The organism is Xaviernesmea rhizosphaerae (assembly GCF_001938945.1).
Lineage (GTDB): Bacteria > Pseudomonadota > Alphaproteobacteria > Rhizobiales > Rhizobiaceae > Xaviernesmea > Xaviernesmea rhizosphaerae.
The window spans coordinates 150,973-177,322 of the sequence record NZ_MKIO01000024.1 but is presented as its reverse complement, the minus strand read 5'-3'; the positions used below and the strand labels follow the sequence as shown (position 1 = coordinate 177,322).

At 65.5% G+C, this 26,350-nt stretch carries 17 protein-coding genes and 2 riboswitches; of the genes, 8 read left to right on the top strand and 9 right to left on the bottom strand.

Annotated elements, in window-relative coordinates:
- Nucleotides 1–64 precede the first annotated feature (64 nt).
- From BJF92_RS07985 to BJF92_RS07970, 4 genes are all read left to right on the top strand, one after another.
- A complete protein-coding gene (locus tag BJF92_RS07985; RefSeq protein WP_078057931.1) occupies nucleotides 65–3,178 on the top strand; it encodes a DNA translocase FtsK in 3,114 nt (1,037 codons plus the stop codon).
- 308 nt (nucleotides 3,179–3,486) lie between these two features.
- Nucleotides 3,487–3,813, top strand: a complete 327-nt coding sequence (locus BJF92_RS07980) for a hypothetical protein (RefSeq protein ID WP_075634210.1) — start codon at nucleotides 3,487–3,489, stop codon at nucleotides 3,811–3,813.
- A 671-nt stretch (nucleotides 3,814–4,484) separates the two neighbouring features.
- The gene (locus BJF92_RS07975) at nucleotides 4,485–7,436 is read left to right on the top strand and encodes a PAS domain-containing protein (RefSeq protein WP_075634209.1); all 2,952 of its coding nucleotides are present in this window, start codon (nucleotides 4,485–4,487) and stop codon (nucleotides 7,434–7,436) included.
- 291 nt (nucleotides 7,437–7,727) lie between these two features.
- Nucleotides 7,728–8,474: a Crp/Fnr family transcriptional regulator gene (locus tag BJF92_RS07970; protein WP_425356460.1), complete on the top strand. Its 747-nt coding sequence runs from the start codon at nucleotides 7,728–7,730 to the stop codon at nucleotides 8,472–8,474.
- 30 nt (nucleotides 8,475–8,504) lie between these two features.
- Here the strand turns inward: BJF92_RS07970 and thiQ are convergent, their stop codons facing one another.
- The 3 genes from thiQ to thiB all read right to left on the bottom strand — a co-directional run bounded on the left by thiQ (nucleotide 8,505) and on the right by thiB (nucleotide 11,927).
- A complete protein-coding gene (gene thiQ, locus BJF92_RS07965) occupies nucleotides 8,505–9,221 on the bottom strand; it encodes a thiamine ABC transporter ATP-binding protein (protein WP_075634208.1) in 717 nt (238 codons plus the stop codon).
- A complete protein-coding gene (thiP, locus tag BJF92_RS07960; RefSeq protein ID WP_075634207.1) occupies nucleotides 9,218–10,849 on the bottom strand; it encodes a thiamine/thiamine pyrophosphate ABC transporter permease in 1,632 nt (543 codons plus the stop codon). The genes thiQ and thiP overlap by 4 nt, the downstream gene beginning before the upstream one ends.
- Nucleotides 10,850–10,910: 61 nt before the next feature.
- The gene (gene thiB, locus BJF92_RS07955; RefSeq protein WP_075634313.1) at nucleotides 10,911–11,927 is read right to left on the bottom strand and encodes a thiamine ABC transporter substrate binding subunit; all 1,017 of its coding nucleotides are present in this window, start codon (nucleotides 11,925–11,927) and stop codon (nucleotides 10,911–10,913) included.
- A gap of 50 nt (nucleotides 11,928–11,977) precedes the next feature.
- A riboswitch (TPP riboswitch) is annotated at nucleotides 11,978–12,107 on the bottom strand.
- Between the two features lie 494 nt (nucleotides 12,108–12,601).
- Here thiB and BJF92_RS07945 point away from each other — a divergent pair.
- The gene (locus BJF92_RS07945; protein WP_075634205.1) at nucleotides 12,602–13,276 is read left to right on the top strand and encodes a thiamine diphosphokinase; all 675 of its coding nucleotides are present in this window, start codon (nucleotides 12,602–12,604) and stop codon (nucleotides 13,274–13,276) included.
- Between the two features lie 2 nt (nucleotides 13,277–13,278).
- Nucleotides 13,279–15,105 (top strand): ABC-F family ATP-binding cassette domain-containing protein, encoded by a 1,827-nt coding sequence (locus BJF92_RS07940; RefSeq protein ID WP_075634204.1) that lies wholly within the window; start codon nucleotides 13,279–13,281, stop codon nucleotides 15,103–15,105.
- Nucleotides 15,106–15,183: 78 nt separating this feature from the next.
- On the opposite strand, the gene BJF92_RS07935 is transcribed toward BJF92_RS07940, so the two are convergent.
- Nucleotides 15,184–17,055, bottom strand: coding sequence for an ABC transporter ATP-binding protein/permease (locus tag BJF92_RS07935; RefSeq protein ID WP_075634203.1), 1,872 nt, complete (start codon nucleotides 17,053–17,055; stop codon nucleotides 15,184–15,186).
- A gap of 358 nt (nucleotides 17,056–17,413) precedes the next feature.
- Nucleotides 17,414–17,491, top strand: a riboswitch (SAM riboswitch).
- Nucleotides 17,492–17,543: 52 nt separating this feature from the next.
- On the opposite strand from BJF92_RS07935, the gene metA reads away from it, so the two are divergent.
- Entirely contained in the window at nucleotides 17,544–18,521 is a 978-nt protein-coding gene (gene metA, locus BJF92_RS07930) for a homoserine O-acetyltransferase MetA (protein WP_075634202.1), read from the top strand.
- Nucleotides 18,522–18,606: 85 nt separating this feature from the next.
- On the opposite strand, the gene BJF92_RS07925 is transcribed toward metA, so the two are convergent.
- Entirely contained in the window at nucleotides 18,607–19,413 is an 807-nt protein-coding gene (locus tag BJF92_RS07925; protein ID WP_075634201.1) for an exodeoxyribonuclease III, read from the bottom strand.
- Between the two features lie 334 nt (nucleotides 19,414–19,747).
- On the opposite strand from BJF92_RS07925, the gene BJF92_RS07920 reads away from it, so the two are divergent.
- Nucleotides 19,748–20,263: a GNAT family N-acetyltransferase gene (locus BJF92_RS07920; protein ID WP_075634200.1), complete on the top strand. Its 516-nt coding sequence runs from the start codon at nucleotides 19,748–19,750 to the stop codon at nucleotides 20,261–20,263.
- A gap of 12 nt (nucleotides 20,264–20,275) precedes the next feature.
- Here BJF92_RS07920 and BJF92_RS07915 read toward each other — a convergent pair whose 3' ends face one another.
- From BJF92_RS07915 to BJF92_RS07900, 4 genes are all read right to left on the bottom strand, one after another.
- A complete protein-coding gene (locus BJF92_RS07915) occupies nucleotides 20,276–20,944 on the bottom strand; it encodes an outer membrane lipoprotein carrier protein LolA (protein WP_075634312.1) in 669 nt (222 codons plus the stop codon).
- Nucleotides 20,945–21,260: 316 nt separating this feature from the next.
- Complete coding sequence (locus BJF92_RS07910) at nucleotides 21,261–23,828, bottom strand: FtsK/SpoIIIE family DNA translocase (protein WP_075634199.1); 2,568 nt, start codon at nucleotides 23,826–23,828, stop codon at nucleotides 21,261–21,263.
- A 737-nt stretch (nucleotides 23,829–24,565) separates the two neighbouring features.
- Nucleotides 24,566–25,948, bottom strand: a complete 1,383-nt coding sequence (locus BJF92_RS07905; RefSeq protein ID WP_075634198.1) for an ammonium transporter — start codon at nucleotides 25,946–25,948, stop codon at nucleotides 24,566–24,568.
- A gap of 30 nt (nucleotides 25,949–25,978) precedes the next feature.
- Nucleotides 25,979–26,317: a P-II family nitrogen regulator gene (locus BJF92_RS07900; RefSeq protein ID WP_092742199.1), complete on the bottom strand. Its 339-nt coding sequence runs from the start codon at nucleotides 26,315–26,317 to the stop codon at nucleotides 25,979–25,981.
- Nucleotides 26,318–26,350 lie beyond the last annotated feature (33 nt).

Here is a 26,350-nt window from a genome sequence, read left to right as displayed (position 1 = left end):
TTTATTTTCTATTGAAAGAGGGTGCCGAAAGGCGCGTTCGACTACTCTTGTTTTGCAGGTGCCCATGCGTCTTCCCCGAACGAATTTTCCTCATGGTCTCGACAATGCGGGCGAGGCTCAGGACGGTCAGCGCAGGAGCGTGAAGCGCATCTATGGCGCGCCGGATCCCGACAGCTACAGCGCGATCGGCGAGAATGCCGACGAGATCGCCGCCGGCCAGATCGAGGGCCGGATCGAGGCGCCGATCTGGCAGAGCAATTTTGTCATCGGCCCGAATGTGCGCTTCACCCGCACGCCGGAGAATGCCATTCCCAAGCGCCCCCGGCTGGAAGCGCCCGAGGACGGCGATGGCGACGAGATGCCGGGCGAGAGCGTGACCGCGCAGGCGCCGCAGGAGGAGGCATCGCCCTTCAGCCTGTTTGGCCAGCAGCCGAGCCTGCCCTCCGACCTGAGCTTCCTGCACGCCGCCTTCAGCCCGCCGGCCGATTCGCCGCTGCACGAGCATGCCGCCGCCCGCGGCGCGCTGGCGCTGGCGCTGCGCCTGCGTCGCGCGCTCGAGGCCGAAGAGGCCCAGAACAAGGGGCTGGTGATCGACGCCGAAGCCCATCGCACCCCGGTGACCGATGCGGCGGCCGAAGCGCCCGATCAGACGCTGAAGCCGGCGCGTGCCGATCTCGACCTGATCTGCTTCCCCGACGCCGGCGAAAGCCAGGCCACCACCGAAGGCTGGCTCAACAGCCGGCCGGCCGAGGCAACGGCGCAGGACGAGGCGACCGCCTCCATCCCGCTTCAGGACACTGCGCCTGAAACGCATGCGGCTGCGCAGCTGCAGCCGGAACAGACGCCGGAGAACGCCGCCGCACCGCTCGCCATGACCCTTCAGGCAATCCCCGAACATCCGCTGGCTGCCAAGCCTGGAACGGACCCCGCATCTGCTCCGGCAGGAACCGCGCGCGCAGCACTGGCGGCCGCCTTGCCAGACTTCCTGTTCTTCGAGGCGCTTGCCTGCAATCCCGATCTTGGCTTCGATGACCTGCCGGAGGCCGCACACGGCGCCGCCGAACCGACATCGGCCGAGCCGGCCGTCGCGCCCGAGGCGGCAGGCCCAGCCGAAGCCGCCCGCGCTTTCCCCCAGGCGGAACCGGCACAGGCTGACGCGCCGGCCCCGTCCACGGCTGAAGCGACCCACCTGCCGGCCTGGATGCGCAATCCGGTCGAGCCTGTTTCGAGCCCCGTTCTGGATGGCTCCGACGTGATCGCGCTCTACCGGGCAATCGACTGCCGCGCCAGCGCGCCGCTCTTCCCGCTGCTCTCGGCCCCGCAACCCGCACCGGCCCCTGCCGATGCCGCGTCGACCGCCGTCGATGCAGCATCGGTGGTTGCCGACGTCGCGTCGACTGCTGTCGATGCCGAGTCGACCAGTGTCGAGGCCGCCCCGGGCATCGCCGAAGCAGCGGCAGAGGCTGTTGCCGGGACGCCTGCCCCGGCCGCGCAGCCGGCTGCCCTCGCCGCCCCGGCCGAGCCCCAGGCACCGGCAGCGCGCGCCGCCGCGCCCGTCGATTTCAACCGCCTGCCCTTCTCCATTCCGCGTGCTGCGCTCTGGGCCGATAGCGGCGATGATTACGACTATCCACCGGTCGAACTGCTGCAGGAGCCGCCGGTTCAGGTGACCGCGTCCATGACGCAGGAGGCGCTGGAGCAGAGCGCTGGCCTTCTGGAAAGCGTGCTGGAGGATTTCGGCGTGCGCGGCGAGATCATCGACGTGCGCCCCGGCCCGGTCGTGACGCTTTACGAATTCGAGCCGGCGCCGGGCGTCAAATCCTCCCGCGTCATCGGCCTGTCCGACGATATCGCCCGCTCCATGTCGGCGCTTTCGGCCCGTGTCGCTGTCGTCCCCGGCCGCAACGTCATCGGCATCGAACTGCCGAACCCGGTGCGCGAGACGGTCTATTTCCGCGACATGATCGAATCCGCCAGCTATGGCGACACCAAGTTCAAGCTGGCGCTGTGCCTGGGCAAGACGATCGGCGGCGAGCCCGTGATCGCCGAACTGGCCAAGATGCCGCATCTGCTCGTGGCCGGCACCACCGGCTCGGGCAAGTCGGTCGCCATCAACACCATGATCCTCTCGCTGCTCTACCGACTGAAGCCGGAGGAGTGCCGCCTGATCATGGTCGATCCGAAGATGCTCGAACTCTCCGTCTATGACGGCATTCCGCACCTGCTCACCCCTGTCGTCACCGATCCGAAGAAGGCGGTCATGGCGCTGAAATGGGCCGTGCGGGAGATGGAGGAGCGCTACAAGAAGATGTCGCGCCTCGGCGTGCGCAACATCGACGGCTATAACAGCCGCGCAGCGCTCGCCCGCGCCAAGGGCGAGAGCGTGATGACCACGGTGCAGACCGGGTTTGACCGGGGCACCGGCGAGCCGGTCTATGAGGAGCAGGAACTCGATCTCGAGGCCATGCCCTATATCGTCATCATCGTCGACGAGATGGCCGATCTGATGATGGTGGCCGGCAAGGAGATCGAAGGCGCGATCCAGCGGCTGGCGCAGATGGCGCGTGCCGCCGGCATCCACCTGATCATGGCCACCCAGCGCCCCTCGGTCGATGTCATCACCGGCACGATCAAGGCCAACTTCCCGACCCGCATCTCCTTCCAGGTCACCTCCAAGATCGACAGCCGCACCATCCTCGGCGAACAGGGTGCCGAGCACCTGCTCGGCCAGGGCGACATGCTGCACATGATCGGCGGCGGCCGCATCGCCCGTGTCCACGGCCCCTTCGTCTCGGACGAGGAAGTGGAAAAGGTGGTGGCGCATCTGAAGCTCCAGGGTCGTCCCGATTACCTCGGCACGGTAACCGAAGATGCGGACGAGGCCGACGAGGCGCCGGAGGAAGACACTCCCGTCTTCGACAAGAGCGCGCTGGCGGAAGAAGACGGCCAGGATCTGTTCGACAAGGCGGTGAAGGTCGTGCTGCGCGACAAGAAGTGCTCCACCTCTTACATCCAGCGCCGCCTCGGCATCGGCTATAACCGCGCCGCCTCGCTGGTGGAGCGCATGGAGAAGGAAGGCATTGTCGGGCCGGCCAACCATGTCGGCAAGCGGTCGATCATCGCCGGCACCGGACGCGAGCCCGCCGCGCCCGAGGCACAGATGGAAAGCGAAGACTGACGCTTAAGGCGCATCGGCTCCCTCTTTCGATCGCATCCATACCTGATTACCAGCCCGCCCGGCACAGTCTGCCGGGCGGGCTTTTTCATGGGCTCGGGAACAAAGAAGCGCTGAGGATCTTCTTGAGCACACATGACGGGTTCGACTGGGACCACCCTTGTCCGACTGAGGAAGATCGAGCAGACGACCGTCAATTACTTCCGTGTTGCCGGCTTTTCCGGCTGACAATGCTTTGAACAACCGGCCGAACGACGTGCCGGCAAACCAATAGAGGCCCGTGTGATGCGCGGGCAAGCGAGGAGAAAGCCATGCTGAAGTCCTTTACCGCTGCCGGCCTCGCGCTGGCGATCGCCGCCGGCACCGCCGGTTTCGCCGTTCCCGCCGCCGCGCAGGATGTCGAACTGCGCATCGGCCCCGATGGCGTGCGTCCCGTCATCCGCGACGATCGCGAGATGCGCGGCATGCGCGGCCACCGTTGCGGCCAGCGCGAAGCCCGCGCCGCTGCGCGTGACGCCGGCCTGCGCGACCCCGAGATCGTCCGCGTCACCGACCGCCGCGTCGTGGTTGAGGGCATGACCCGGCGCGGGCCTGAGCGCATCACCTTCGCCAATATGCGCGGCTGCCCGGAAATGTGATCCGGTCGCGTAATAGAAGCGTAGAAACCGCGAAACGACGGGAGCAACGTTTCATCTCCTGTCTACCTATCGTGTAAATCCATATCTGTCGGCTTTTCCCGTGAAAGTCGGCTGACACAAGGCCCCCGCGACACCGCCGTCGCGGGGGCCTTGACCTTTTGTGCCGACAGGGGCGTTAGGCGCCGGCGAAATTGTCAGGGTTGCCGGCTCCCCTGCCTATGGCCTCCGCACGCGATGGCGATTGCCGCCCCGGTCATTGTTGTACGCCATTTTCGCCCGCGATCTTTCATGATGAACCATTCTTAAACTCTGTCTTGCTAAGCCGCGCCATCATCAACGCTACCGGGACGGACGGCCTTGAACGATCCCGGCTTCGCCCGGCCGCTGACCATGACGGCCGCCCACCCTCAGCGCCTGATGTCCGGGAGCTTTGCGCGCGCGCGAAAATTCCGCGCGACCGGCAGAGCCACAAAGCTTCGCACCGAAAAGCGGGATTCGCCCCCTGGAAGACCAGGATGTAGAACCCGAAATCCGAGGCATCGGAGGGCGCAGGATTTTCGGCCCGATCTTGCGGGACAAATCCGCGCAGGCGCCTGTTTCTGTGCGACGGCAAATCCGCTACACCAGCATAGACTTCAGGACCGGTATGCGCCGGCGATCAGGAAAAAGCCATGACACAGGACGTAGGCGCGACCGCCTGGCCGATCGGCGGCGGAACGACCGGCGCGCTGATCCGCGCCTTTGACTGGGCCGCCACACCGCTCGGGCCCATGGACGGCTGGCCGCAGATCCTGCGCGTCCATATCGACACGCTGGTCAATTCGCCGATACCCCAAGCGCTGCTATGGGGCCGCGATGCGGTGATGCTCTACAATGACGGCTATAGTGTCATTGCCGGCGGCCGGCATCCGCAGGCGCTCGGCCGCCGGGTTGATGAGGTCTGGCCGGAAGTCCGCGACTGGAACAGCCGGATTCTGGAAGCGGGCTTTCGCGGCGAGGTGCAGTCCTTCCGCGATCAGCCGATGACGCTGCATCCGAACGGCCAGGCGGAGGATATGATCTTCGATCTGTTCTACACGCCGATCCACAATGATGCCGGCGGCGTCGACGGCGTTCTGTGCACCGTGCTCGACAACACCGAGCAGGTGCGCACCACACAGGCGCTCGCCGAAAGCCAGGCCGAAACGCGCCGCATCGCCGATGCGCTGCCGCTCCTTGTCGGCTATTTCGGGCAGGATGGCATCTATCGCTTCGCCAATCGCAGCTATGTCGAATGGTTCGGCCGCACCCCGGAGGAAGTGATCGGCCGCCATCTGCGCGAGGTGATCGGCCCCGGCTTTTACGAGAACCGCAAGGCGCTGATCGCACGCGGGCTGGCTGGCGAGGCGATCGTTACGGATACGGTGATCGAACGGCCGGATGGCACGCAGCGGGCCGCCGAGGTGCGTTATGTTCCTGACAGGCGCGAGGATGGATCGGTCGAGGGTGTTCATGTCCTCATCATCGACATCGCCGAGCGCAAGCAGGTGGAGGCAGACCTCACGCGCAGCAATGCCCGCTTTGCCGCCGCCGTGGAGGCGGTGCACGGTATTTTGTGGACCAACAGCGCCGATGGCCGGATGGTGGGTCCGCAGCCGGGCTGGAGCGCGCTGACAGGCCAGAGCTTCGCCGACTACCAGAATTACGGCTGGGCGAACGCCGTCCATCCGGAGGATCGCGCGCCCTCCATCGCCACGTGGCGTGCGGCGGTCGCCGCCAAGCAGACCTATGTCTGGGAGCACCGCCTGCGCCGCCATGACGGCGCCTGGCGCATCTTCGCCATTCGCGCCGTGCCGATTCTTGACGATGGCGGCGAGATCGCCGAATGGGTGGGCATCCACACCGACATCACCGATCAGCGCGAGGCCGAGAGCTCGCTCAAGCGCCATGCCGTTGATCTGGAGCGGCAGGTGCGCCATCGCGAGCGCGCCGAAGAGCAGCTGCGCCTCCTGAACGAAACGCTGGAGGCCCGCGTCGAGGAGGAAATCGCCGTGCGCCGCGCTGCGCAGGTCGCGCTGCAGCAGGCGCAGAAAATGGAGACGATCGGCAAGCTGACCGGCGGCGTCGCCCATGACTTCAACAATCTCTTGCAGGTGGTCTCCGGCAATCTTCAGCTGCTGTCCAAGGATGTGATCGGCAATGAGCGGGCCGAACGCCGCGTGACCAATGCGCTTGCCGGCGTGGCGCGCGGGGCAAAGCTCGCCGCCCAGCTCCTGGCCTTCGGCCGGCGCCAGCCGCTCGAACCGAAGGTGACCAATATCGGCCGTTTTCTCAACGGCATGGACGACCTTTTGCGCCGCTCGCTGGGCGAGGCCATCGAGATCGAGACCATGGTGGCCGGCGGCCTCTGGAACTCCTTCGTCGATCCGCTGCAGGTGGAAAACGCCGTGCTCAACCTGGCCATCAATGCGCGTGACGCCATGGAAGGTCACGGCAAGCTGACGATCGAGGTCGGCAATGCCTTTCTCGACGATCGCTATGCCCGCATCCAGGGCGATGTGGAGCCGGGCCAATATGTCTGTCTCTCGGTCAGCGACACCGGCAGCGGCATGACGCCGGAAGTGCTGGAGCAGGTGTTCGAGCCGTTCTTCTCCACCAAGCCCGAGGGCAAGGGCAGCGGGCTCGGCCTGTCGATGGTCTATGGCTTCGTCAAGCAGTCGGGCGGCCATGTGAAGATCTACAGCGAGGTCGGCCAGGGCACGACGGTGAAGATCTACCTGCCCCGCGCCACCGATGGCGAGGACCGCGAGGTCGAGGTGCAGAGCGGCCCCGTCGTCGGCGGCAACGAGACGGTGCTGGTCGTGGAGGACGATGACGAGGTGCGCGCCACCGTGGTGGAGATGCTGACGGATCTCGGCTATGGTGTGCTCAAGGCCACCAATGCCCAGAATGCGCTGAGCGTCATCGAAAGCGGCATCGCCATCCAGCTTCTGTTCACCGACGTGGTCATGCCCGGCACGCTGAAGAGCACGGAGCTGGCGCGCCGGGCTCGCGAGCGTCTGCCCGGAATCGCCGTTCTGTTCACTTCGGGTTACACGGAAAACGCCATTGTCCATGGCGGAAGGCTGGATCCGGACGTCGAGTTGATTTCCAAGCCCTATACGCGCGAGATGCTGGCCCGCAAGATCCGCCATGTGCTGGCCAACACGGCCCAGCGCCATCAGGCGGAAGCCCCGCGCGCAGCGCCCGCCCGGCCCGTCACAGCCGCCACGCCGAGCCGGATGCTGACCGTTCTCGTGGTCGAGGACGATGCGCTGATCCGGGCCAACAATCGCGAGATGATCGAGGATGCTGGCCATCATGTGATCGAGGCCGCCAGCGCCGAGGAGGCGCAGCAGACGATCGGGACCTCGGATATCGACGTTCTCGTCACCGATCTCGGCCTGCCCGGCGCCTCGGGCGGCACGCTGGCGCAGTTCGCCCGGCAGCTGCGGCCCTCGCTCGGCCTTGTCTTCGCCACCGGCAACGACCGGCTGCCCGACGGCGCCGAACAAGGGGCGGTGCTGCTGATGAAGCCCTATGATGGCGAACGGCTGGTCTGCGCCATCCTCGCCTCGCTGGAGCGCGACGCGGGCCACGGCTGATACGCTTTCCGGTTGATCAGACCGGAAAGCGTATTCCGTCCATCGAAAATCTGGCCTTCCGGCCAGAGATTTTCGTTGGTGCCCGTTTCCGGCTCGCGAAGCGATTAGCCGGAAATCGTCTGAGAGGATCGAGACCGGGCCTGCCCGCTTGGCGGCAGCCAGAGACCTCATGCGATGCGGCAACGCGTCGCCTTGAAAAGACAACCTGCAAGCGTTCTAGCGATAGCGGCAAGCGTCATATTGACGTAAACTTGCGCTTAAGATTTGCTTTCGATGGGTCGAACCATGTCGGTGATTTCCTTTCCGGCCGCTCTTTGCAGGCCGGACCGTCAGGCGCCTCACGCCGAGATCTGCGCCCATTGCACCGTGCGCCAGCTCTCCGTCTGCGCCGCCCTTCCCGATGAGGATATCGGACGGCTGGAGGCGATCATGCGCACCCGCACCATCGAGCCCGGCGAGCGGCTGGTGGAGGAAGGCGCGCCGCGCCGCCATGTCTTCACGCTCACCTCCGGCATGCTGCGCCTGTCGAGTGACCTGCCCGACGGCCGCCGGCAGATTGGCGACTTCCTGCTGCCGGGCGATTATCTCGGGCTGGCGGACGAGACGATCTATGCCCAGACGGCCGAAGCTGTGACGGCCTCGACGCTCTGCAGCTTCGCGGTCAAGGATATGGAAGCGCTGATGGCGTCCAGCTCGCCCTTGCGCGACAGGCTCTACAGCCTGACCCGCCGCGCGCTGCAGGAGGCGCGCGAAAGCCAGATGATGCTCGGGCGGCTGGCGCCGGTCGAGAAGGTGGCGAGCTTCCTCCTGCTCCTGTCGCGGCGACTGCAGCGCCATGGCCAGCCGGGCAATCCGCTGTCGCTGTCGATGAGCCGCACCGACATTGCCGACCATCTCGGCCTGACCATCGAAACCGTCAGCCGCAGCTTCACCAAGCTGAAGATGCAGGGGCTGATCGTGCTGCCCGAGCCGCATCTCGTGGAGATCCGCGATCGCGCGGCGCTGATCGCCGTGGCTGGGCTGTCGATCGAAGCGTAGCGGCCGCCTGACGTCGAGAGGCGGTCGGGCTCACGCGCCGAGAAAGCGCGCGACTTCGGGCAGGTCCGTGCGCGCCAGAAAGACATCGCGCGGGACATGCAGCAGAATGCGCCCCTCCTCCAGAAACAGCACCTGATCGGCCAGCCGGCGGACATCCTCGGGATGATGGGTGACGAGCAGCACGGTCAGGCCGAGCTCTACCTTGAGCGCGGCAATTAGGCCGGCCATGCCCGCGCGCAAGCCCGGATCGAGCGCGGCAAAGGGTTCATCGAGCAGGAGGATCGGTCGCGTCTGCACGAGGGCACGGGCGAGTGCCACCCGCTGGCGCTCGCCGCCTGAAAGGCTCGGCGGCCGCCGCTGGCCGAAGCCGGAGAGGCCGACGCGCGCCAGCGCCGCCTCGATGCTTGTCCTGTCCGCCTGGGACAGGCGCAGGCCGGGGTCGATGCCGAGGCCGATATTGGTGGCGACATCGAGATGGGCGAAGAGATTGTTGTCCTGGAAGATCACCGAAACGGGTCTTCCGGCCGGCGGTACCGCCGCCATCGGCTGGCCCATCAGCGCGACGCTCCCCTGATCGGGTGTCTCGAAGCCGGCGATCAGGTTGAGCAGGGTCGACTTGCCGGATCCCGAGGCGCCGAGAACGGCGGTGATGCCGCCTTGCGCAATCTCGAGATCGAAGGACAGGGTTCGGGCGGGAAAGGCCAGGCGGACGGCCTGTAGCTGGATGGCCGGGACGGTCGCGCTCATCGATCCTCCTTGATGCGGTGAGGTGATGTCATCGTCGCAGGCGTGCCGATCATGGTCAGCAGCAGACAGACGAGGCCGAGAAGCAGAGCGAGGCCGGCCGCATCCTGGGTGCGGTAGCTGCCGAGCCGGCTGAACAGCAGATAGGGCAGCGTCACCAGATCCTGAGAGCCGAAAAGCGCCACCGCCCCGAGATCACCCAGCGACAGAGCCGCAGCAAACGAGAGCGCCATCATCAGCGGGCGGGCAAGGCAGGGCAGATCGATCCGGCGCAGCCGGTTCCAGCCGGAAAGGCCGAGACTTTCGGCCAGCCGGCTTGTGCGGGCGCGGTGGGTGGCGAGCGCCGGCGCCAGGATGCGGATGGCGAAGGGCAGCGCCATCAGCGCATTGATGAGGATGACGATGACGGGCGCGAAAGGCCCGACGCTGCCGAAGGGCCGCAGCAGCAGGAACCAGCCGGCCCCCAGCACCACCGGCGGCACCAGCAGCACCAGCGAGCCGGCACTGTCCGTAGCCGCAGCCAGCAGCCGGAGGGAGAGCGGGCGATGGCGCCGGGCCTGCGCCGCCAGCCGCGTCGAGATCAGACTGAGGGACAGCAGGACGGAAAGAGCCGCGGAAGCGGCGGCGATGGACAGGCTGGTTAGAAGCGCGCGCTGGAAGACGGGCTCGGCGATCAGCCGCAGCGGCCGGGCCGCCAGGCCCGACAGGGTGACCGACAGGAGGGGTGCGGCGACGAACAGCGCCGCAAGCGCCAGCACGGCGGCATCAGCCAGCCGCGCGCTCCAGCCGGCCCCATCGAAACGGCGGCTCGCCCGCCCGGCCGTCAGCCCTTCCTCGGGCGCCGGCGCGGCCAGGCGCAGCGCCATGAGCAAGGCGAGCGTTACCCCGATCTGCAGCGCCGACAGCGCCACCGCCCGGGCCGGATCGAAATCGAAGCGCAGCGCCTGATAGATCGCCACTTCGAGCGTGGTCGCCGCCGGCCCGCCGCCAAGCGTCAGGACGAGGGTGAAGCTGGTGGCGCAGAGCATGAAGACCAGGCCGGCCACGCCGGGAAGCAGGCCGCGCAGAACAGGCCATTCGACGAAGCGCCAGAGCGCGAACGGGCCGAGGCCGAGATTGGCGGCAATGCGCCAGTGCTCGGCGGGAATGCGTTCCAGCCCGCCGAGAAACAGGCGCACCGCGAGCGGCATGTTGAAGAACACATGGGCGAGCAGAATGCCCGTCAGGCCATAGATCGACACCGGGTCGCTGAGGCCCAGCCAGGCCAGCGCCTGATTGACCACGCCCTGCCGGCCCCAGACGCCGAGCAGGCCAAGGGCTGCGACCAGCGCCGGCAGACCGAGCGGCAGGGCCATCAGCCGCACCAGCCAGATGCGCCCGGCAAAGCACGGCCGGCGCGCAAGGGCGCGCGCCACCGGAAGGGCCAGCCCCACGGACAGAAGCGTCGATAGCCCCGCCTGCAGCAGGGTGAAGCGCAGGCTGCGCCAGACCGTCACGTCGAACCATGCGGCAGCGCTTGCGCTGGACGCCGGCAACCCGGCATCGGCCGTGAGCAGCGCGATCAGCGCCAGGCCGACGAAACCGGCAAGGAACAGAAGCGCCAGCAGGCCCGGAACGAGGCCGCGCCTCATGTCGCGGCCCCCGCAATGCGTTCCGGCCGGCGCGTCGAAGTCCGCCCGCCTCTTCCCGCCATCACTGACGGCTCATCGCCGCCAGCCATTCCTCGATCCAGGCCCGGCGGTTGGCGGCCACCTCTTCGGAAGGGATCAGCAGCGTCTTGGACGGCGTCACCAGCCTGTCGAAGGCGGCCGGCAGCGGCTCGGCCGGCTTGGCCACCGGCATCATCCAGTTGGTGGTCGGCAGAATGGCCTGGGCCTGCGGGCCCGCCAGCATGGCGAGGAAGGACTTGGCGAGATCGGGATCATGCGACGACTTGGTCAGCCCCGCCACCTCGATCTGGATGTAGTGGCCCTCGGCGAAATCGGCGGCCTGGTAGCGGTCGCTGTTTTCGGCGACCATGTGGTAGGCGGGCGAGGTGGTGTAGGAGAGCACCATCGGCACCTCCCCCTTGGTGAACAGGCCATAGGCCTCCGACCAGCCGGGCGTCACCGTCAGGATCCGGTCCTTGAGCTTGGCCCAGGCCGCCCCCGCCTGGTCGCCATAGACCGCCTTCATCCAGAGCAGCAGACCGAGGCCCGGCGTGGAGGTGCGCGGATCCTCGATGACGATCTTTTCCTTGCTATCGCCTTCGACCAGCTCCTTCAGGCTCTTCGGCGGCGTCTTAATCGCCTGCGTGTCATAGACGACGGCGAAATGGCCATAATCATAGGGAACGAAACTGTCGTCCTTGAAGCCGCCCGGCACGGTGAGCGCGCTTGTATCCACGCCATGCGGCGCAAAGAAGCCGGTGGCCTTGGCCTCGGCCACCAGATTGGTGTCGAGCCCGACCACCACATCCGCCTTGGAGGAGGGACCTTCGAGCTTCAGCCGCGTCAGGAGCTCCACCCCGTCGGCCACGCTGACATAATTGACCTTGCAGGCGCAGCTTTTCTCGAACAGCTCGGCGAGCTTTGGCCCCGGGCCCCACTCGCTGGTGAAGCTCTCATAGGTATAGACCGTCAGCTGCTTGTCCTCAGCTGCGGCCGGATTGGCCGCCAGCGCCAGCACGCCGGCCGAGACCAGGGAGAGGAAAAACCGGTTGAACGTCATCGTCAGCGCCTCCTTGCGAATGGGTCGGATATCGAAAGGCGAGATGGCGCATCGCAAGGCCGTCTAATCCCTCCGCCGGTACGAGCCGGATCAGGTTCCTCGGGTTGGCGCGCGCGCCTCTCAGCCCCTCCTGCGCCTGCCATCAGGCAAACGGTTCGAAGGGCACCCCGTTAGAGCAATCCGATGTGTAATGGGCGCTCACGCCGATTTCAAGCGGCGGCCCTTTGCCAGGTTGAACAGCCGACAAAGCGCTTGGTTCGCACGCTGCGCGGCAAGCGCTTTTCTTGCATAAGGCAATGCTTTATTGTCCTTTGTGATATCGCTCCGTCAGTGCCTCACATCATGCAGCCGCCGAACAGACCTCCGCTTCAGGATGGCGCGCCAGCACTGCGCGCCGAAGCTGCGACCGCGCCCGAGGACACCCGGCCGAGACTGATCCATGTCCTCGATCTCTTCGCCCAGTTCAGTCCAGACTTCATGGCGGATGGACGCGGAGATGGTGAGCAGGCCGAGCGGGACTGGCGCCGCTAAGCCTCCCTTCGGATGGAGCGGCGGCAGCTTCCCGGCTCAATATCCGCCGGATTGCGCTCCAGCGCGGTTCTCGCAGCGGCACCCGGGCTTCCCCTGAGGCCCTGCAATAGGCTATGGCGGCAGGTCACGGAGACCGGCAGCCGATGCGCGAGACGAGACGACAGGAAACCATGGTGGTGCTGATGGGCGGGCCGCTCACGGCGGGGCCGCGTCTTGACGCGCTGCTGGCGGGAAAACGCGCCGTGGCGGCCGATGGCGGCATGCGCCATGCGCCCCTGCTCTCTGCTTTGCCCGAATTGTGGGTCGGCGATTTCGACTCCTCGGCCGAAGATCTCATCGCGCGCTATCCGCACGTCCACCGCGAGCCCTATCCGCCCGCCAAGAACGAGACCGATGGCGAGATCGCCGCGGAAGCCGCGATCGAACGCGGGGCGACCGGGCTGGTTCTGGCCGGTGCGCTTAGCGGCGAGCGCTCCGACCATGCGCTGCTGCACCTGCTGCTCGGCCTGTCGCTGACCGAGCGCGGCATCGACGTGGTGCTGACCTCGGGCGAGGAGGAGGCCTATCCGCTGCTGGCCGGCATCCGCCCGCTCGATCTGTCGCTCGACCTGCCCAAGGGCAGCCTGTTTTCCATCCTCGGCTTCACCGCGCTCGAAGGCCTGACCATTGCGGGCGCGCGCTATCCGCTTGAGGATTTCTCTCTTCCTTTTGGTTCCTCGCGCACGATTTCCAACGTGGCCGAGGGGCCTGTTCGCATCACGCTCAAGCACGGCCGGGCGATCCTTCTTGCCCGCCCCTATGACATGACAGGAGCCTGACGATGGCGCCGCCCATTCTGAAACTCGACGATATCGTTCTCACCTTCGGCGGCACGCCGCTTTTGAACGGCGCCGGCCTGCAGGTCGAGCCGGGCGACCGCGTCTGCCTTGTCGGCCGCAACGGCTCGGGCAAATCGACGCTCCTGAAGATCGCCGCAGGGCTGATCGAGCCGCAATCGGGCGAGGTGTTCCGCCATCCGGCCTCCACGGTGCGCTATCTGGAGCAGGCCCCGGATTTCGCCGGCTATGAGACGGTGGAAACCTATGCGGAAGCCGGGCTCGGGCCGGGCGACGATCCCTATCGCGTGGCCTATCTGCTCTCGCATCTCGGGCTGACAGGCCAGGAGCATCCGGCCTCGCTCTCCGGTGGGGAGGCGCGGCGCGCGGCGCTTGCCCGCGTGATGGCGCCGGAGCCCGACATCCTGCTTCTGGACGAGCCGACCAACCATCTCGACCTGCCGACCATCGAATGGCTGGAAGGCGAGCTGATGAAGACCCGCTCGGCGCTGGTCCTGATCTCGCACGACCGCCGCTTTCTCGAGAAGGTCTCCAATGCTACGGTCTGGCTCGATCGCGGCCAGTCGCGCCGGCTCGATCGCGGCTTTGCCCATTTCGAGGCCTGGCGCGACGAGGTGCTGGAGGCCGAAGAGCTGGAGCAGCACAAGCTCGGCAAGGCGATCGAGCGCGAGGAGCACTGGCTGCGCTATGGCGTCACCGCACGGCGCAAGCGCAACATGCGCCGGCTGGGCGAACTGCAGGACATGCGCTCTCGCCATCGCGGCCACAAGGGTCCGCAGGGCACGGTGCAGGCCACGGTTTCCGACGCGCAGGAATCCGGCAAGCTGGTGATCGAGGCCGAGAAGATCACCAAGGCCTATGGCGATCGCACCATCGTCGCGCCCTTCTCGCTGCGCGTCCATCGCGGCGATTGCATCGGTCTGGTCGGCCCCAACGGTGCGGGCAAGACCACGCTTCTGAAAATGCTGACCGGGCAGCTTTCGCCCGATAGCGGCACGGTCAAGCTCGGCACCAATCTGGAAATCGCCACGCTCGACCAGAAGCGCGAGGATCTGAACCCCGAGGATTCGCTTGCCCATTATCTGACCGACGGGCGCGGCGAGACGCTCCTGGTCAATGGCGAGCAGCGCCACGTCACCGGCTATATGAAGGAATTCCTGTTCCAGCCCGAACAGGCGCGCACGCCGATCCGCAATCTGTCCGGCGGCGAGCGGGCGCGGCTGATGCTGGCGCGCATCCTCTCGCGGCCGACCAACCTTTTGATCCTCGACGAGCCGACCAACGACCTTGACATCGAGACGCTGGATCTTCTGCAGGAGATGGTCGCGGGCTTTACCGGAACCGTCATCCTCGTCAGCCATGACCGCGACTTCCTCGACCGGACCGTGACCTCGACCATCGCGCCTGCCGATCCGGAAGCGCCCGATGGCCGCTGGATCGAATATGCCGGCGGCTATTCCGACATGATGGCCCAGCGCAAGGGCGCGGCCGAGGAGCGCAAGCGCGCCGAAAAGGCCGAGAAGGCGAAAACGGCCGAGACCGCTGCGCCCGCCGCCAAACCCGCCAATGCCAAGGGCAAGCTGTCCTTCAAGCAAAAATTCGCGCTGGAAAACCTGCCCAAGGAGATCGACAAGGCCCAGAAGGACATCGCCACCCGCGAAGCCGAGATGGCCGATCCCAACCTCTTCAGCAAGAACCCCAACCGCTTCGCCACGCTGGCCAAGGAGCTGGAGACACTGCGCGCCGAAGTGGCGAAAAAGGAAGAGGAATGGCTGGAGCTGGAAATGCTGCGCGAGGAGCTGGAGGGGTAAGCAAACGCGCTTGTCTTCCCTCTCCTGCCCTGTCCATAGAAAGACTGACGGGCAGTGCGTGAGAGGCGATCCAACTTCTTAACGGCCGGCGTCCCGCTTTGCCGGAATGCTTTCCGCCTGGGCCTTCAATTCCGCGTCCACATGCTCGGGATCCGCCGCCACCGCCTTCAAATGCAAGACGCGTGGTGACAGGGCCTTCAGATAGGTTTCCGAGCGGCCGATATAGATCATGCCGGCCTGCGGCAGGCGGGTCATGATCTCGGTCATGCGTTCGGCACGCTCCGGCTCCATGCCTTCCAGCACCTCCTCGAAGATCACCCAGCGCGGCTTGGCCAGCAGGAGATGGGCGAAGACCAGCGCCTTCTGCGCATCGCTGTCCAGCACCTTCTCCCAGCGCGCGCGCTCGTCCAGACGCGCCAGAAGATCGGAGAGCCCCGCCGCCTCCAGCGCTTCGGCGATCTCCTCGGTGGTGTAGTGGTCCGGCGCCTCGGGGAAGGAGAGCGCCTCGCGCAGCGTGCCGCCGGGCAGATAGGCGGTCTGCGGCACGAACAGCATGTCGTCCTGCGGCGGCAGGCCGATCTGCCCCGCGCCGCAGGGCCAGAGCCCGGCCAGCGCCTGAAACAGAAGGCGGCGGTTCACATTGTGATCGCCATTGACCATGATCTTTTCGCCAGCCCTGATCTCGACAGGCGTTTCCACGAGACGGAAGCCGCCGCAGGTTTCGACCGGCGCATCCACGCGGCAGGCGATCTCGACATTTTCCAGCGTCATCCGGTCGGATGGCGTGTCGTGATACTGCAGCGCATGGCGCGAGGTCATCTCGTCTTCCATCTCGGTCAGCGCCAGGCGGAAATCGGTGACGCGCATCAAGGTGGCGCGCCATTCGGCGATCGGCGCGAAATTGGCGACATACCAGCGCAGCGCCGTATTGACCTGGTTGAAGGCGCCGACGGACATCATCAGCTGACCGAAGGTAAGCCCACCGGAGAAATAGGCGGGCGCGGCGACGATAATCGGCACCACCACCACCAGCCAGCCATAGCCGGCCGAAACCCAGGTGAGGTTGGTGTTGGCCAGCGCCAAGCGCTTGAGCACGCGCAGCACGGAGGTGATGTCGGCATTGATCCGCAGCCGCTCGTTTTCCTCGCCGCGCACCACGGTGATGGCGGATATGCTCTCGCTGGCATGCATCAGCGAAAAGCGCAGCTCGGCCTCCTTGGAGAATCGGTCGCCATTGAGCTTCACCAACGTGCTGCCGACGATGCGGCTGAGCACGGAGGCCGAGGCCGCATAGAAGATCGCCGCCCAGACCATATAGCCGGGAATGGAGAAGCTATGGCCCCAGAGATGGAAGACGAATCCGCTCGACAGCTCCCACAGCACGCCGATGAAACTGATGAGAAGGATCGTGGACTGAACGAGACCGATGGTCAGGCCCGTCGTGCTCTCGGCCAGTGTGCGGGCGTCCTCATGCAGGCGCTGGTCGGGATTGACGCCGATCAGGCCTTCGGCCGTCAATCTCAGCGCGCGCTTACGCTTCAGCCATTGATCGACCAGATCGCGCGTCAGCCCCTCGCGCATGTAGAGCGCGGTCATCTGATTGAGCCAGGCCTGGATGACGTTGAGCAGCAGCAGCGCGCCGGCAATCAGCACGAAGATCTTCAGCTGATGGAAAAACTCCGGCAGGTCACGCCGCTGCAGCGCGTCATAGAAGGGAGCGTTCCAGTTGTTGAGGATGACGGTCATGTAGGCGGTGGCCAGGATCACCATGATCATGGCCGGGCCGAGCGACAGCACCTTGACGCGCACGGAAGAAGACCAGAAGGCCGAGAACATCACGCCGAGCCGATAGGCAAGGCCGAGATTGGGCGCGGCCCGTTCCGGCTTCCGCTCTTGTGCCGGGCCATCCTTCTGATCGGTGGCGATGACGCTCTCAACCCTATCTGCCATATGACTAACCTATGCGACCTTGGTCTCGCGACCAGAGCGTCCGAATGAAAGTGTCGTCTTCATGGCGCCCTCCCTTCCGGCCTCCTCCCCGAGGCCTTCCGATGATCGCATCTCATTCTTCCGAAAATGCTGAGATAAACGCATAAACTTTGCGCTTGTGCCGCATTTCCGCTCAAGGCTCTGTCCGGCTCAAGGCGCTGGCCCGGCCGCCGGCGCTTGTGCCGGATTGTCGAGCGTGCCATGCGAAGCTTGCGCGCCGCTGAAACCGCCGGACGACGATCCAGAATGAGGCAATCTGGCGCGCGAATCGGCAGCGACGAGGAATCCGATTGATTCGCCGGCGCACAAGGTCTATTATTTTTGATACCGTGGTGATTTGGCCGGCCGGCTTGCAGCCACGTTAAAGAAGTTGCTAAAGGGCCGTGGGCTGTTCGAGACAGGGCACCCGCATCCCTCTGTGGCCGGCGCTGTTACGATCGAGTGCGCCCATGCCCATCAAGATCCCCGATACGCTTCCCGCCTTCCAGACTCTGGTCAAGGAAGGCGTACGCGTGATGACCGAGACGGTCGCGATCCGCCAGGATATCCGCCCCCTCCAGATCGGCCTCTTGAACCTCATGCCCAACAAGATCCGCACCGAGGTGCAGATGGCGCGGCTCGTCGGCGCCTCGCCGCTCCAGGTGGAATTCTCGCTGATCCGCGTCGGCGGCCATAAGGCCAAGAACACGTCAGAGGATCACCTGCTCGCCTTCTACGAGACCTGGGACGAGGTGCGGCACCGCAAGTTCGACGGGCTGATCGTCACCGGCGCGCCGGTGGAGACGCTGGCCTATGAGGATGTGACCTACTGGCAGGAGATGCAGCGGATCTTCGACTGGACGCAGACGAATGTCCATTCGACGCTCAACATCTGCTGGGGCGCGATGGCGGCCATCTATCACTTCCACGGCGTGCCCAAGCACGCCTTGAAGGAGAAGGCCTTCGGTGTCTACCGCCACCAGAACCGCAATCCGGCTTCCGTCTATCTCAACGGCTTTTCCGACGATTTTCAGATCCCTGTGTCCCGCTGGACCGAGGTGCGCCGCGCCGATATCGAGAAGGTGCCGGGGCTGAACATCCTGATGGATTCCGACGAGATGGGCGTGTGTCTGGTGCAGGAGGATGCGGGCAACCGGCTCTACATGTTCAACCATGTCGAATATGATTCCACCTCGCTGCAGGAGGAATATGAGCGCGACGTGCAGTCCGGCGTGCCGATCCGCATGCCGCACAATTATTTCCCGCACAATGATCCCACACTCCCTCCGCCGAACCGCTGGCGCAGCCATGCGCATCTCTTCTTCGGCAACTGGATCAACGACATCTATCAGACCACGCCCTATCAGCTGGCCGAGATCGGCAAGGACCGCGCGCCTCTGTCGCGGCCAGTGGACCTGCCGCCCCTGGCTGTGGGCGGCCGCTGCTGACGGGCAGCTCTCTGCCGAGCCGCTTGAAAAGCAGGCTCGGCCTCCTCGAAGCCAGCCCCGCGGAATGGAATTTCCCGGATCCGCGTCACAGATCGAAGGTGGCGACCACGGGCACGTGGTCCGATGGACGCTCCCAGCCGCGCGCCTCCTTGAGGATCTCGACGTGGTTCAGATGCGCGGCGAGATCGGCCGAGGACCAGATGTGATCCAGCCGGCGGCCGCGATCGGCGGCCTGCCAGTCGCGCGCGCGGTAGCTCCACCAGGTGTAGAGCTTTTCCGGCTCGGGCTTATGCTGGCGCATCAGGTCCACCCAGGCGCCGCCCGAGAGCACCGATGTCAGGCCTTCGGTCTCGATGGGCGTATGGCTGACGATCTTCAAAAGCTGCTTGTGCGACCAGACGTCATGCTCCAGCGGCGCGATGTTGAGATCGCCGACGAGGATGGAAGAGATCCCCGCTTCAGCCTCGGCATGAAGAAGCTTCATCTCCTCGATGAAATCGAGCTTGTGGCCAAATTTGACATTGATGGTGCGATCGGGCTCGTCACCGCCGGCGGGCACATAGAAATTGTGCAGCCGGATCGTGCGGGCGCCGTGGGAAAAGACCACCGAGAGATGGCGCGCATCCGAAATTCCACAATAGAGCCGGCGCTCGGACAATTCCTGCAGCGGCAGGCGCGAGAGTGTGGCGACGCCGTGATAGCCCTTCTGCCCGTGGATCTCGATATGGCGGTAGCCGAGCGCCTCGAGGGCTTCACGCGGAAACAGCTCGTTCGGGCACTTGGTTTCCTGCAGGCAAAGGATGTCCGGCGCCCAACTCTTGAGGAAATGCTCGACCAGCGGCAGGCGCAGGCGGACGGAGTTGATGTTCCAGGTGGCAATCGAAAGCGGCATGAAGGTCGAAATCCCGGGAATAGAGCACCGGACCGTGAAGGGGATCCGGCTTACGGAAAAATCCGATGAAGAAACAAGATTTTAGAGCAGCGGACAGAGCCGTGTTTTCCCTCCGTTGCCCTCGTGGTCCGATTTTGACATTGGATCCGCGAGATCGCTGCACGTGGGGATCAAGTGTCAAATTCATTGCACCGGCCTTGCAAGGCGCGCCAGGGCGATGCCCGGCGGCGCCATCCAAGTCATTTCTGCTGCTGTAAGGATTTTTATCGCCCTTGGCTATCCGTGATAAATCGGCACAACTGCTTTGCGATCCTTCCCGAAGACGAGGCCGCGCGTGGAAAGCCCAACCATCACCATCCGTCATCTGACGGCCGACGACGCCGCGCTGTTTCGCAGTCTGCGGCTGGAGGCGCTGGAGCGGGAGCCGCAGGCCTTTGCCAGCAGCCATTCCGACTGGAGCCGGATGACGGAGGAGGACTGGCGCGCAAGGCTGGAGGCTGTCGATGTCTTCGCCGCCTTCAGGGATGGCGAGCCGGCAGGCCTGATGGGTCTCGCCCGTGAGCAGGGATCGAAGACACGGCATCGCGGCCTGCTGATCATGGTCTATGTGCGCGCCTCACACCGGGCATGCGGCGTCGGCGACCGGCTGATCGAGGCGGTGATCGCGCAGGCGCGGGCCAAGGGCATGCGCCAGGTCGAGCTGATGGCGAGCGCAGAAAATCCGGCGGCCATCGGGCTTTATCGCCGCAACGGCTTTCAGCCGATCGGCACGATGCCGGCCGGCATGCTCCACGAAGGACGCGAGATCGACGAGGTGATCATGGTTCGCCGGATAACCAGCGAGACCTGACCGGAAGCGGCGTCAGCGGCGGATATCGTCATAGGGAATGCGGAAGACGGCATCGTCCATCGGGATGCCGGTCTGCACATTGTAGATCATCACAGAAGTGTCCTTCTTCTGGGCGTCGGTGATGGTCCATTGGCGCAGATCATAGGTCTTGGGATCGAACATCATGGTGATGGTCGAATCGCCGAAGATCGAGCGGTCGCCGAGCACGATGGTGATTAGGTCGGGCTCCTCGCGCACATCGCGCACCATGGCGGAAGAAAGGTCGATGTTGTTCGACAGGAGCAGGTTCAGCGGCGTCTTCGACAGGGGATAAAGATCCCACGTCTTCAGCTTCTGATTGCCGATCGCCACCGATTTGCCGTCGGCGATCACACGCATGGGCGACGGCGCCTCATAGTTGAAGCGCAGCCGGCCGGGGCGGCTGATGTAGAACTTGCCGGCGGTCTGCTCGCCGCGCGGGCCGAACTGCACGAACTCGCCGGCCATGGTCTTCACCGAGGCGAAATGATTGGCGATCTTCTGCGCCAGCGAAGCCTGCATGCTGGCCTGGGCCGCGGCCGGACGCAGATCGAGACCGAAAGCAGCCGCCGCCGTGACGAGCGCGAGGCCACCGACCACGGTGCGGCGGCGGATCAGCCCCCGGCCCTCTGCCGCTCTCAGGTCGTTGCGTGCTGCGGTCATGTTGATCGTCTCCTGTTTGGCGCCGGCCCGGGCCCGCGGCGGGCGGCGCCCGGCGGACCGCCAGGGCGCGGCCGTCATGGTCTTGCCTGCCACCCAGAAGGGGCGACGGGCGCATAAAACGCGCGGCAATCCTGCGCCATTCTCCCTTCAACCGTCACAGGCCGGGCGATGGCTGCGGCGGTCGAAGAGGCGGGATGATGGAGAGCGGCGCGAAATCGTCATGCGCGTCATTTGGCGCAGGACTGCGGCACGTTCAAGACCGGAGACCGGAGTCATGCCGACCGCATGCAGACGCCTGCCCGGCGCAGGCTCACATTCACGTGTCGCTTTCCGTCGGCACCAGGATCTCGCGCTTGCCCGCATGGTTGGCCGGGCCGATGATGCCCTCCTGTTCCATGCGCTCGATCAGCGAGGCCGCACGGTTATAGCCGATGCCAAGGCGGCGCTGGACATAGGAGGTGGACGCCTTGCCGTCGCGCAGGACGACCGCGACCGCCTGATCGTAGGGATCGTCGGACTCGCCGAGATTGCCGGTGCCGACAGGGCCCTCGCCATCCTCGTCATCATCCTCGGTGACGGCATCGAGATATTGCGGCGAGCCCTGCGTCTTGAGATAGGCGACGATCTCCTCGACCTCGGTGTCGGACACGAAGGGCCCGTGCACGCGCTGGATGCGCCCGCCGCCGGCCATATAGAGCATGTCGCCCTGGCCGAGCAGCTGCTCTGCCCCCTGCTCGCCGAGGATGGTGCGGCTGTCGATCTTTGAGGTGACCTGGAAGGAGATCCGGGTCGGGAAATTGGCCTTGATCGTGCCGGTAATGACGTCGACCGAAGGGCGCTGGGTGGCCATGATCACATGGATGCCGGCTGCGCGCGCCATCTGCGCCAGCCGCTGCACCGCGCCTTCAATATCCTTGCCGGCGACCATCATCAGGTCGGCCATCTCGTCGATGATCACGACGATATAGGGCATGGGCTGCAGGTCGAACTCTTCCGTCTCGTACATCGCCTCGCCGGTCTGGCGGTCGAAGCCGGTCTGCACCGTGCGGGTAATGGCCTCGCCACGCTCCAGCGCCTGCTCGACCCGCGAATTGAAGCCGTCGATGTTGCGCACGCCGATCTTCGACATCTTCTTGTAGCGCTCTTCCATCTCGCGCACCGTCCACTTCAGGGCGACGACCGCCTTCTTCGGATCGGTGACGACGGGCGAGAGCAGATGCGGAATGCCGTCATAGACGGAAAGCTCCAGCATCTTCGGGTCGATCATGATCAGGCGGCACTGGTCCGGCGTCATCCGGTAGAGCAGCGAGAGCACCATGGTGTTGATGGCCACCGACTTGCCCGAGCCGGTGGTGCCGGCCACGAGAAGATGCGGCATCTTCGCCAGATCGGCGATCACCGCCTCGCCGCCGATGGTCTTGCCGAGCGCCATCGCGAGGCGCGCCTTGCTTTCGGCGAAATCGCGGCTGGCCACCAGCTCGCGCAGGAACACCATCTCGCGGCGCTGGTTCGGCAGCTCGATGCCGATGGCATTGCGGCCGGGGACCACGGCCACGCGGGCGGCGATTGCGCTCATCGAGCGGGCAATATCGTCGGCCAGGCCGATGACGCGGGAAGACTTGATGCCAGGCGCGGGCTCCAGCTCGTAGAGCGTGACGACGGGGCCGGGGCGGACATGGATGATCTCGCCCTTGACGCCGAAATCCTCCAGCACGCCCTCGAGCATGCGGGCATTCTGCTCCAGCGCGTCGGCCGACAGCGTCAGGTCGCGGGTCGGGTTCTTCGGCTCGGCCAGGAATTCGAGCGGCGGCAGGGTGAAGCTGCCATCCTCCTGGGGGCGCATTTCCAGATTGCGCGAGATCTTCGGACGGGCCGCCGGCGCGGCCACGCGGCCCGGCCGGGCCTCCTCGCCCGAAGGCCCACGGCGCGGGCTGCCCTGACCGACGATCCGGTCGTCATCGGCATCATCCTCGTCGTCGTCCTCGTCAAACACCGCAGGCTCGCGGCGCTCGCCAAGGCCGAGCGAGGGCTCGACGCGGGTGGCGGACTTGCGGCGCGGCGGCTCGTTCAGCCGGCCGAATTCGTCACCGTTGAAATCATAGGTGTCGTCGGTCTCGACCGCCATCCGTCCCGGCTTGCCGCCGAAGATCAGCCGCATGCGCGCCTGCAGCGTATAGCGCATATGCGCGAGCGCGCCGACGAAGAGCAGGCCGAAACCGCCCGGGCCGTCATCATCGTCCTCGATGGTTTCGCGCACGGTGCGCGCCTTGCTCGGCAGCGCCGCAGCCGGCGCCTCCTCCCGCGTCGCCTCGACGCCGAAGAGACCTGCGCTGAAGGCGAGAAAGGCCGTGGCCGGCAGCGCGAGGATCGAGCCGAGAACGGCGGCGAGCGTGCCGGTGGGATAGGCGCCAGTCAAAAGTGCCGGCAGGCGCAGGATCATGTCGCCGAAGACACCGCCGAGCCCGTTCGGCAAAGGCCAGGTCACCGGCGCCGGCACACAGCTCATCGCCGCCGCCGCCAGCGTCGAGCCGACGAACCAGGCGCCGAGACGCTTCAAATGCTTGTCGAACGGCTTGCCGACGATCAGCACCAGCGCCCAGGCAACCACGGGCAGCAGCGCCAGAACGCTGCCGATGCCGAAGAACTGCATGGCGAGATCGGCAAAGATCGCCCCGGACTTGCCGAGAATATTGGTGGCCGGCTCCGGCGTCGCATAGGAAAAGCTCGGATCGGCGACGTTCCAGGTGGACAGCGCCGCCACCGCGAGCGCCAGAAGGCCGAAAAGCCCATAGCCCAGCAGCGCCACGACCTGACGCCATACGAAGGCGGAAAGCACGAACCGGTCTGACCGGCCGTCCAATGCTGCCTGATTGCCTCTGCTCATCTGTCGCTGCCTGTTCTGCCCAAGGGGGTCCGCACCGCAGGCCGGCACGAATTCAGGGACGAGCATCGCAGAAGATGGTTAAAGCGGCATTAACTATGCAGCAGCGCATTCACAGTTCGCTTTGCGCGCGAAGATCAGCGCCGAGACGGGGATGCGCGCTGTGGCGATGCACGATCCGGAGGCAATCCTGCGCCCCTCTCCGCGTCTTCTCGCGCATCGGACGGAAAACCGCAGGCGGTTGGATGCTCCAGGTTTTTGTTTCCGCAGCGGATTTTTCCGAAAACCGGTTCTCACTTTTCGCTCCGACGCTTTAAAACGCCAGAGGTGAACAAATCCTCAAGGGAAACAAGGCTGAAGGCTCAACCAACCCTCCTACGGCAAGGATCCTATCAAGCGGTCGGCCCGGCGCGATTGAACCCCGAAACGAAAAAAAGCCAGGCGGTTTCCCGTCTGGCCTTGAAGGCTGCGCATCATGCGCGGCGACCGGACGGCAGTGCCCGGTATTGGACCTCGGCAGGCAAAGCCTTCCTGCGGTCTTCTGCTTGAGACGTGGCTGCTTGATCGTTTGCAGCGCCGGCCAGGCCGTCCCTGCGCGATCTGGCGAAACGCGGAGGGCCATGGCCTGACCGTCCGTGCATGAAGCAGCCGCCGAACATTGCGATCGGCGCGCTGCTCCCGCCTGTCGTCCATGGATCGGACCGAAAGCCGTTCCCAGCTTCCGGTCCGCCAGTTGCTTCTTAGGAGTGGTAGGCCGCTTCGCCGTGGCTGGCGAGGTCGAGACCTTCGCGTTCGGCTTCGACCGGCACGCGCAGGCCGATGATGATGTCGACGATCTTGTAGAGGATCGCCGAGCCGACACCTGTCCAGATCAGGGTGATGACGACGGCCTGAACCTGGACCATGAACTGGCCGCTCATGGTCTGCTCGCCGGCATAGCCGACGCCGCCGAGCGAGGCGCTGGCGAAGATGCCGGTGGCGAGAGCGCCGAAGATGCCGCCCACGCCGTGAACGCCGAAGACGTCGGCCGTGTCGTCATAGCCGAACTTGTTCTTGATCACCGAGACGAAGAAGTAGCACAGCGGCGAGACGATGATGCCCATGACGATCGCGCCCATCGGGCCGACGATGCCGGCGGCAGGGGTGACGGCGACGAGGCCGGCAATCATACCGGAAGCGGCGCCGAGCATCGAGGCCTTGCCCCGGGTGAAGGCTTCGGCGGCCGACCAGGAAAGGATGGCGGCAGCGGTGGCGACGAAGGTGTTGACGGTGGCGAGCATGGCGCCCGAAGAGGCTTCCAGGTTGGAGCCGGCGTTGAAGCCGAACCAGCCGAACCACAGCATGGCGGCGCCGACATAGGTCAGCGTCATCGAGTGCGGTGCCATCATGTCGCGGCCATAGCCCGTGCGCTTGCCGACCATGATCGCGCCGACGAGGCCAGCCATGCCGGCATTGATGTGGACGACGGTGCCGCCGGCGAAGTCAAGCGCGCCGAGACCGAAGAGATAGCCATTGGCGTCCCAGACCATGTGCGCGATCGGGAAATAGACGAAGGTGACCCAGAGCAGGCAGAACAGCACCGTCGCCGAGAACTTGATGCGCTCGGCAAAGGCGCCGACGATCAGAGCCGGGGTGATGGCGGCAAAGGTCATCTGGAACATCACGAAGATATATTCCGGAATGACGACACCCTTGGTGAAGGTGGCGGCCGTCGTGTCCTTGGTCACGCCGGACAGGAAGACCTTGGCGAAGCCGCCGAAGAAGGGGCTGGTGGAGCCGCCGAAGGCGAAGGAATAGCCGTAGAGCACCCAGGCGATCATGATGACCGAGGCGACGACCGTGCACTGCATCAGCACCGAGAGCATGTTCTTGGTGCGCATCAGGCCGCCATAGAACAGGCCGAGGCCGGGAACGGCCATGAACAGCACGAGGATGGTGGAGAGGAACATGAAGGCGGTGTCGCCCTTGTCCGGGACCGGCGCAGCCGCAGCGGCCGTTGCGGCGGCATCGGCGGCGGCCGGGGCGGCGTCCTGGGCGAAAGCGAGAAGCGGCGTGGCGAGCGCCAGGGTGGCGCCCAGAAGGGCCACGCGTCCGAGCGAGATGGACTGTTTAGACGAAGACATGGAAATGATTACCCCCTGAACGGACGTGGCTTACAGCGCTTCGGAATCGGTTTCGCCCGTGCGGATGCGCACGGCATGATCGATCGAATAGACGAAGATCTTGCCGTCGCCGATCTGCCCGGTCTTGGCGGAAGCGGCGATGGCTTCGACGGCCTTGTCGACGGTCTCGGCGGGAACGGCGATCTCGATCTTCAGCTTGGGAAGGAAGCTGACGGCATATTCGGTCCCACGGTAGATTTCCGTGTGGCCCTTCTGGCGGCCGTAGCCCTTCACTTCGGTCACGGTCAGGCCCTGGATGCCAACAGCCGTGAGGGCTTCGCGCACCTCATCGAGCTTGAACGGCTTGATAATGGCCATCACAATTTTCATCTGGTTTCCCATCCTTGTTCATGACGCGGCACC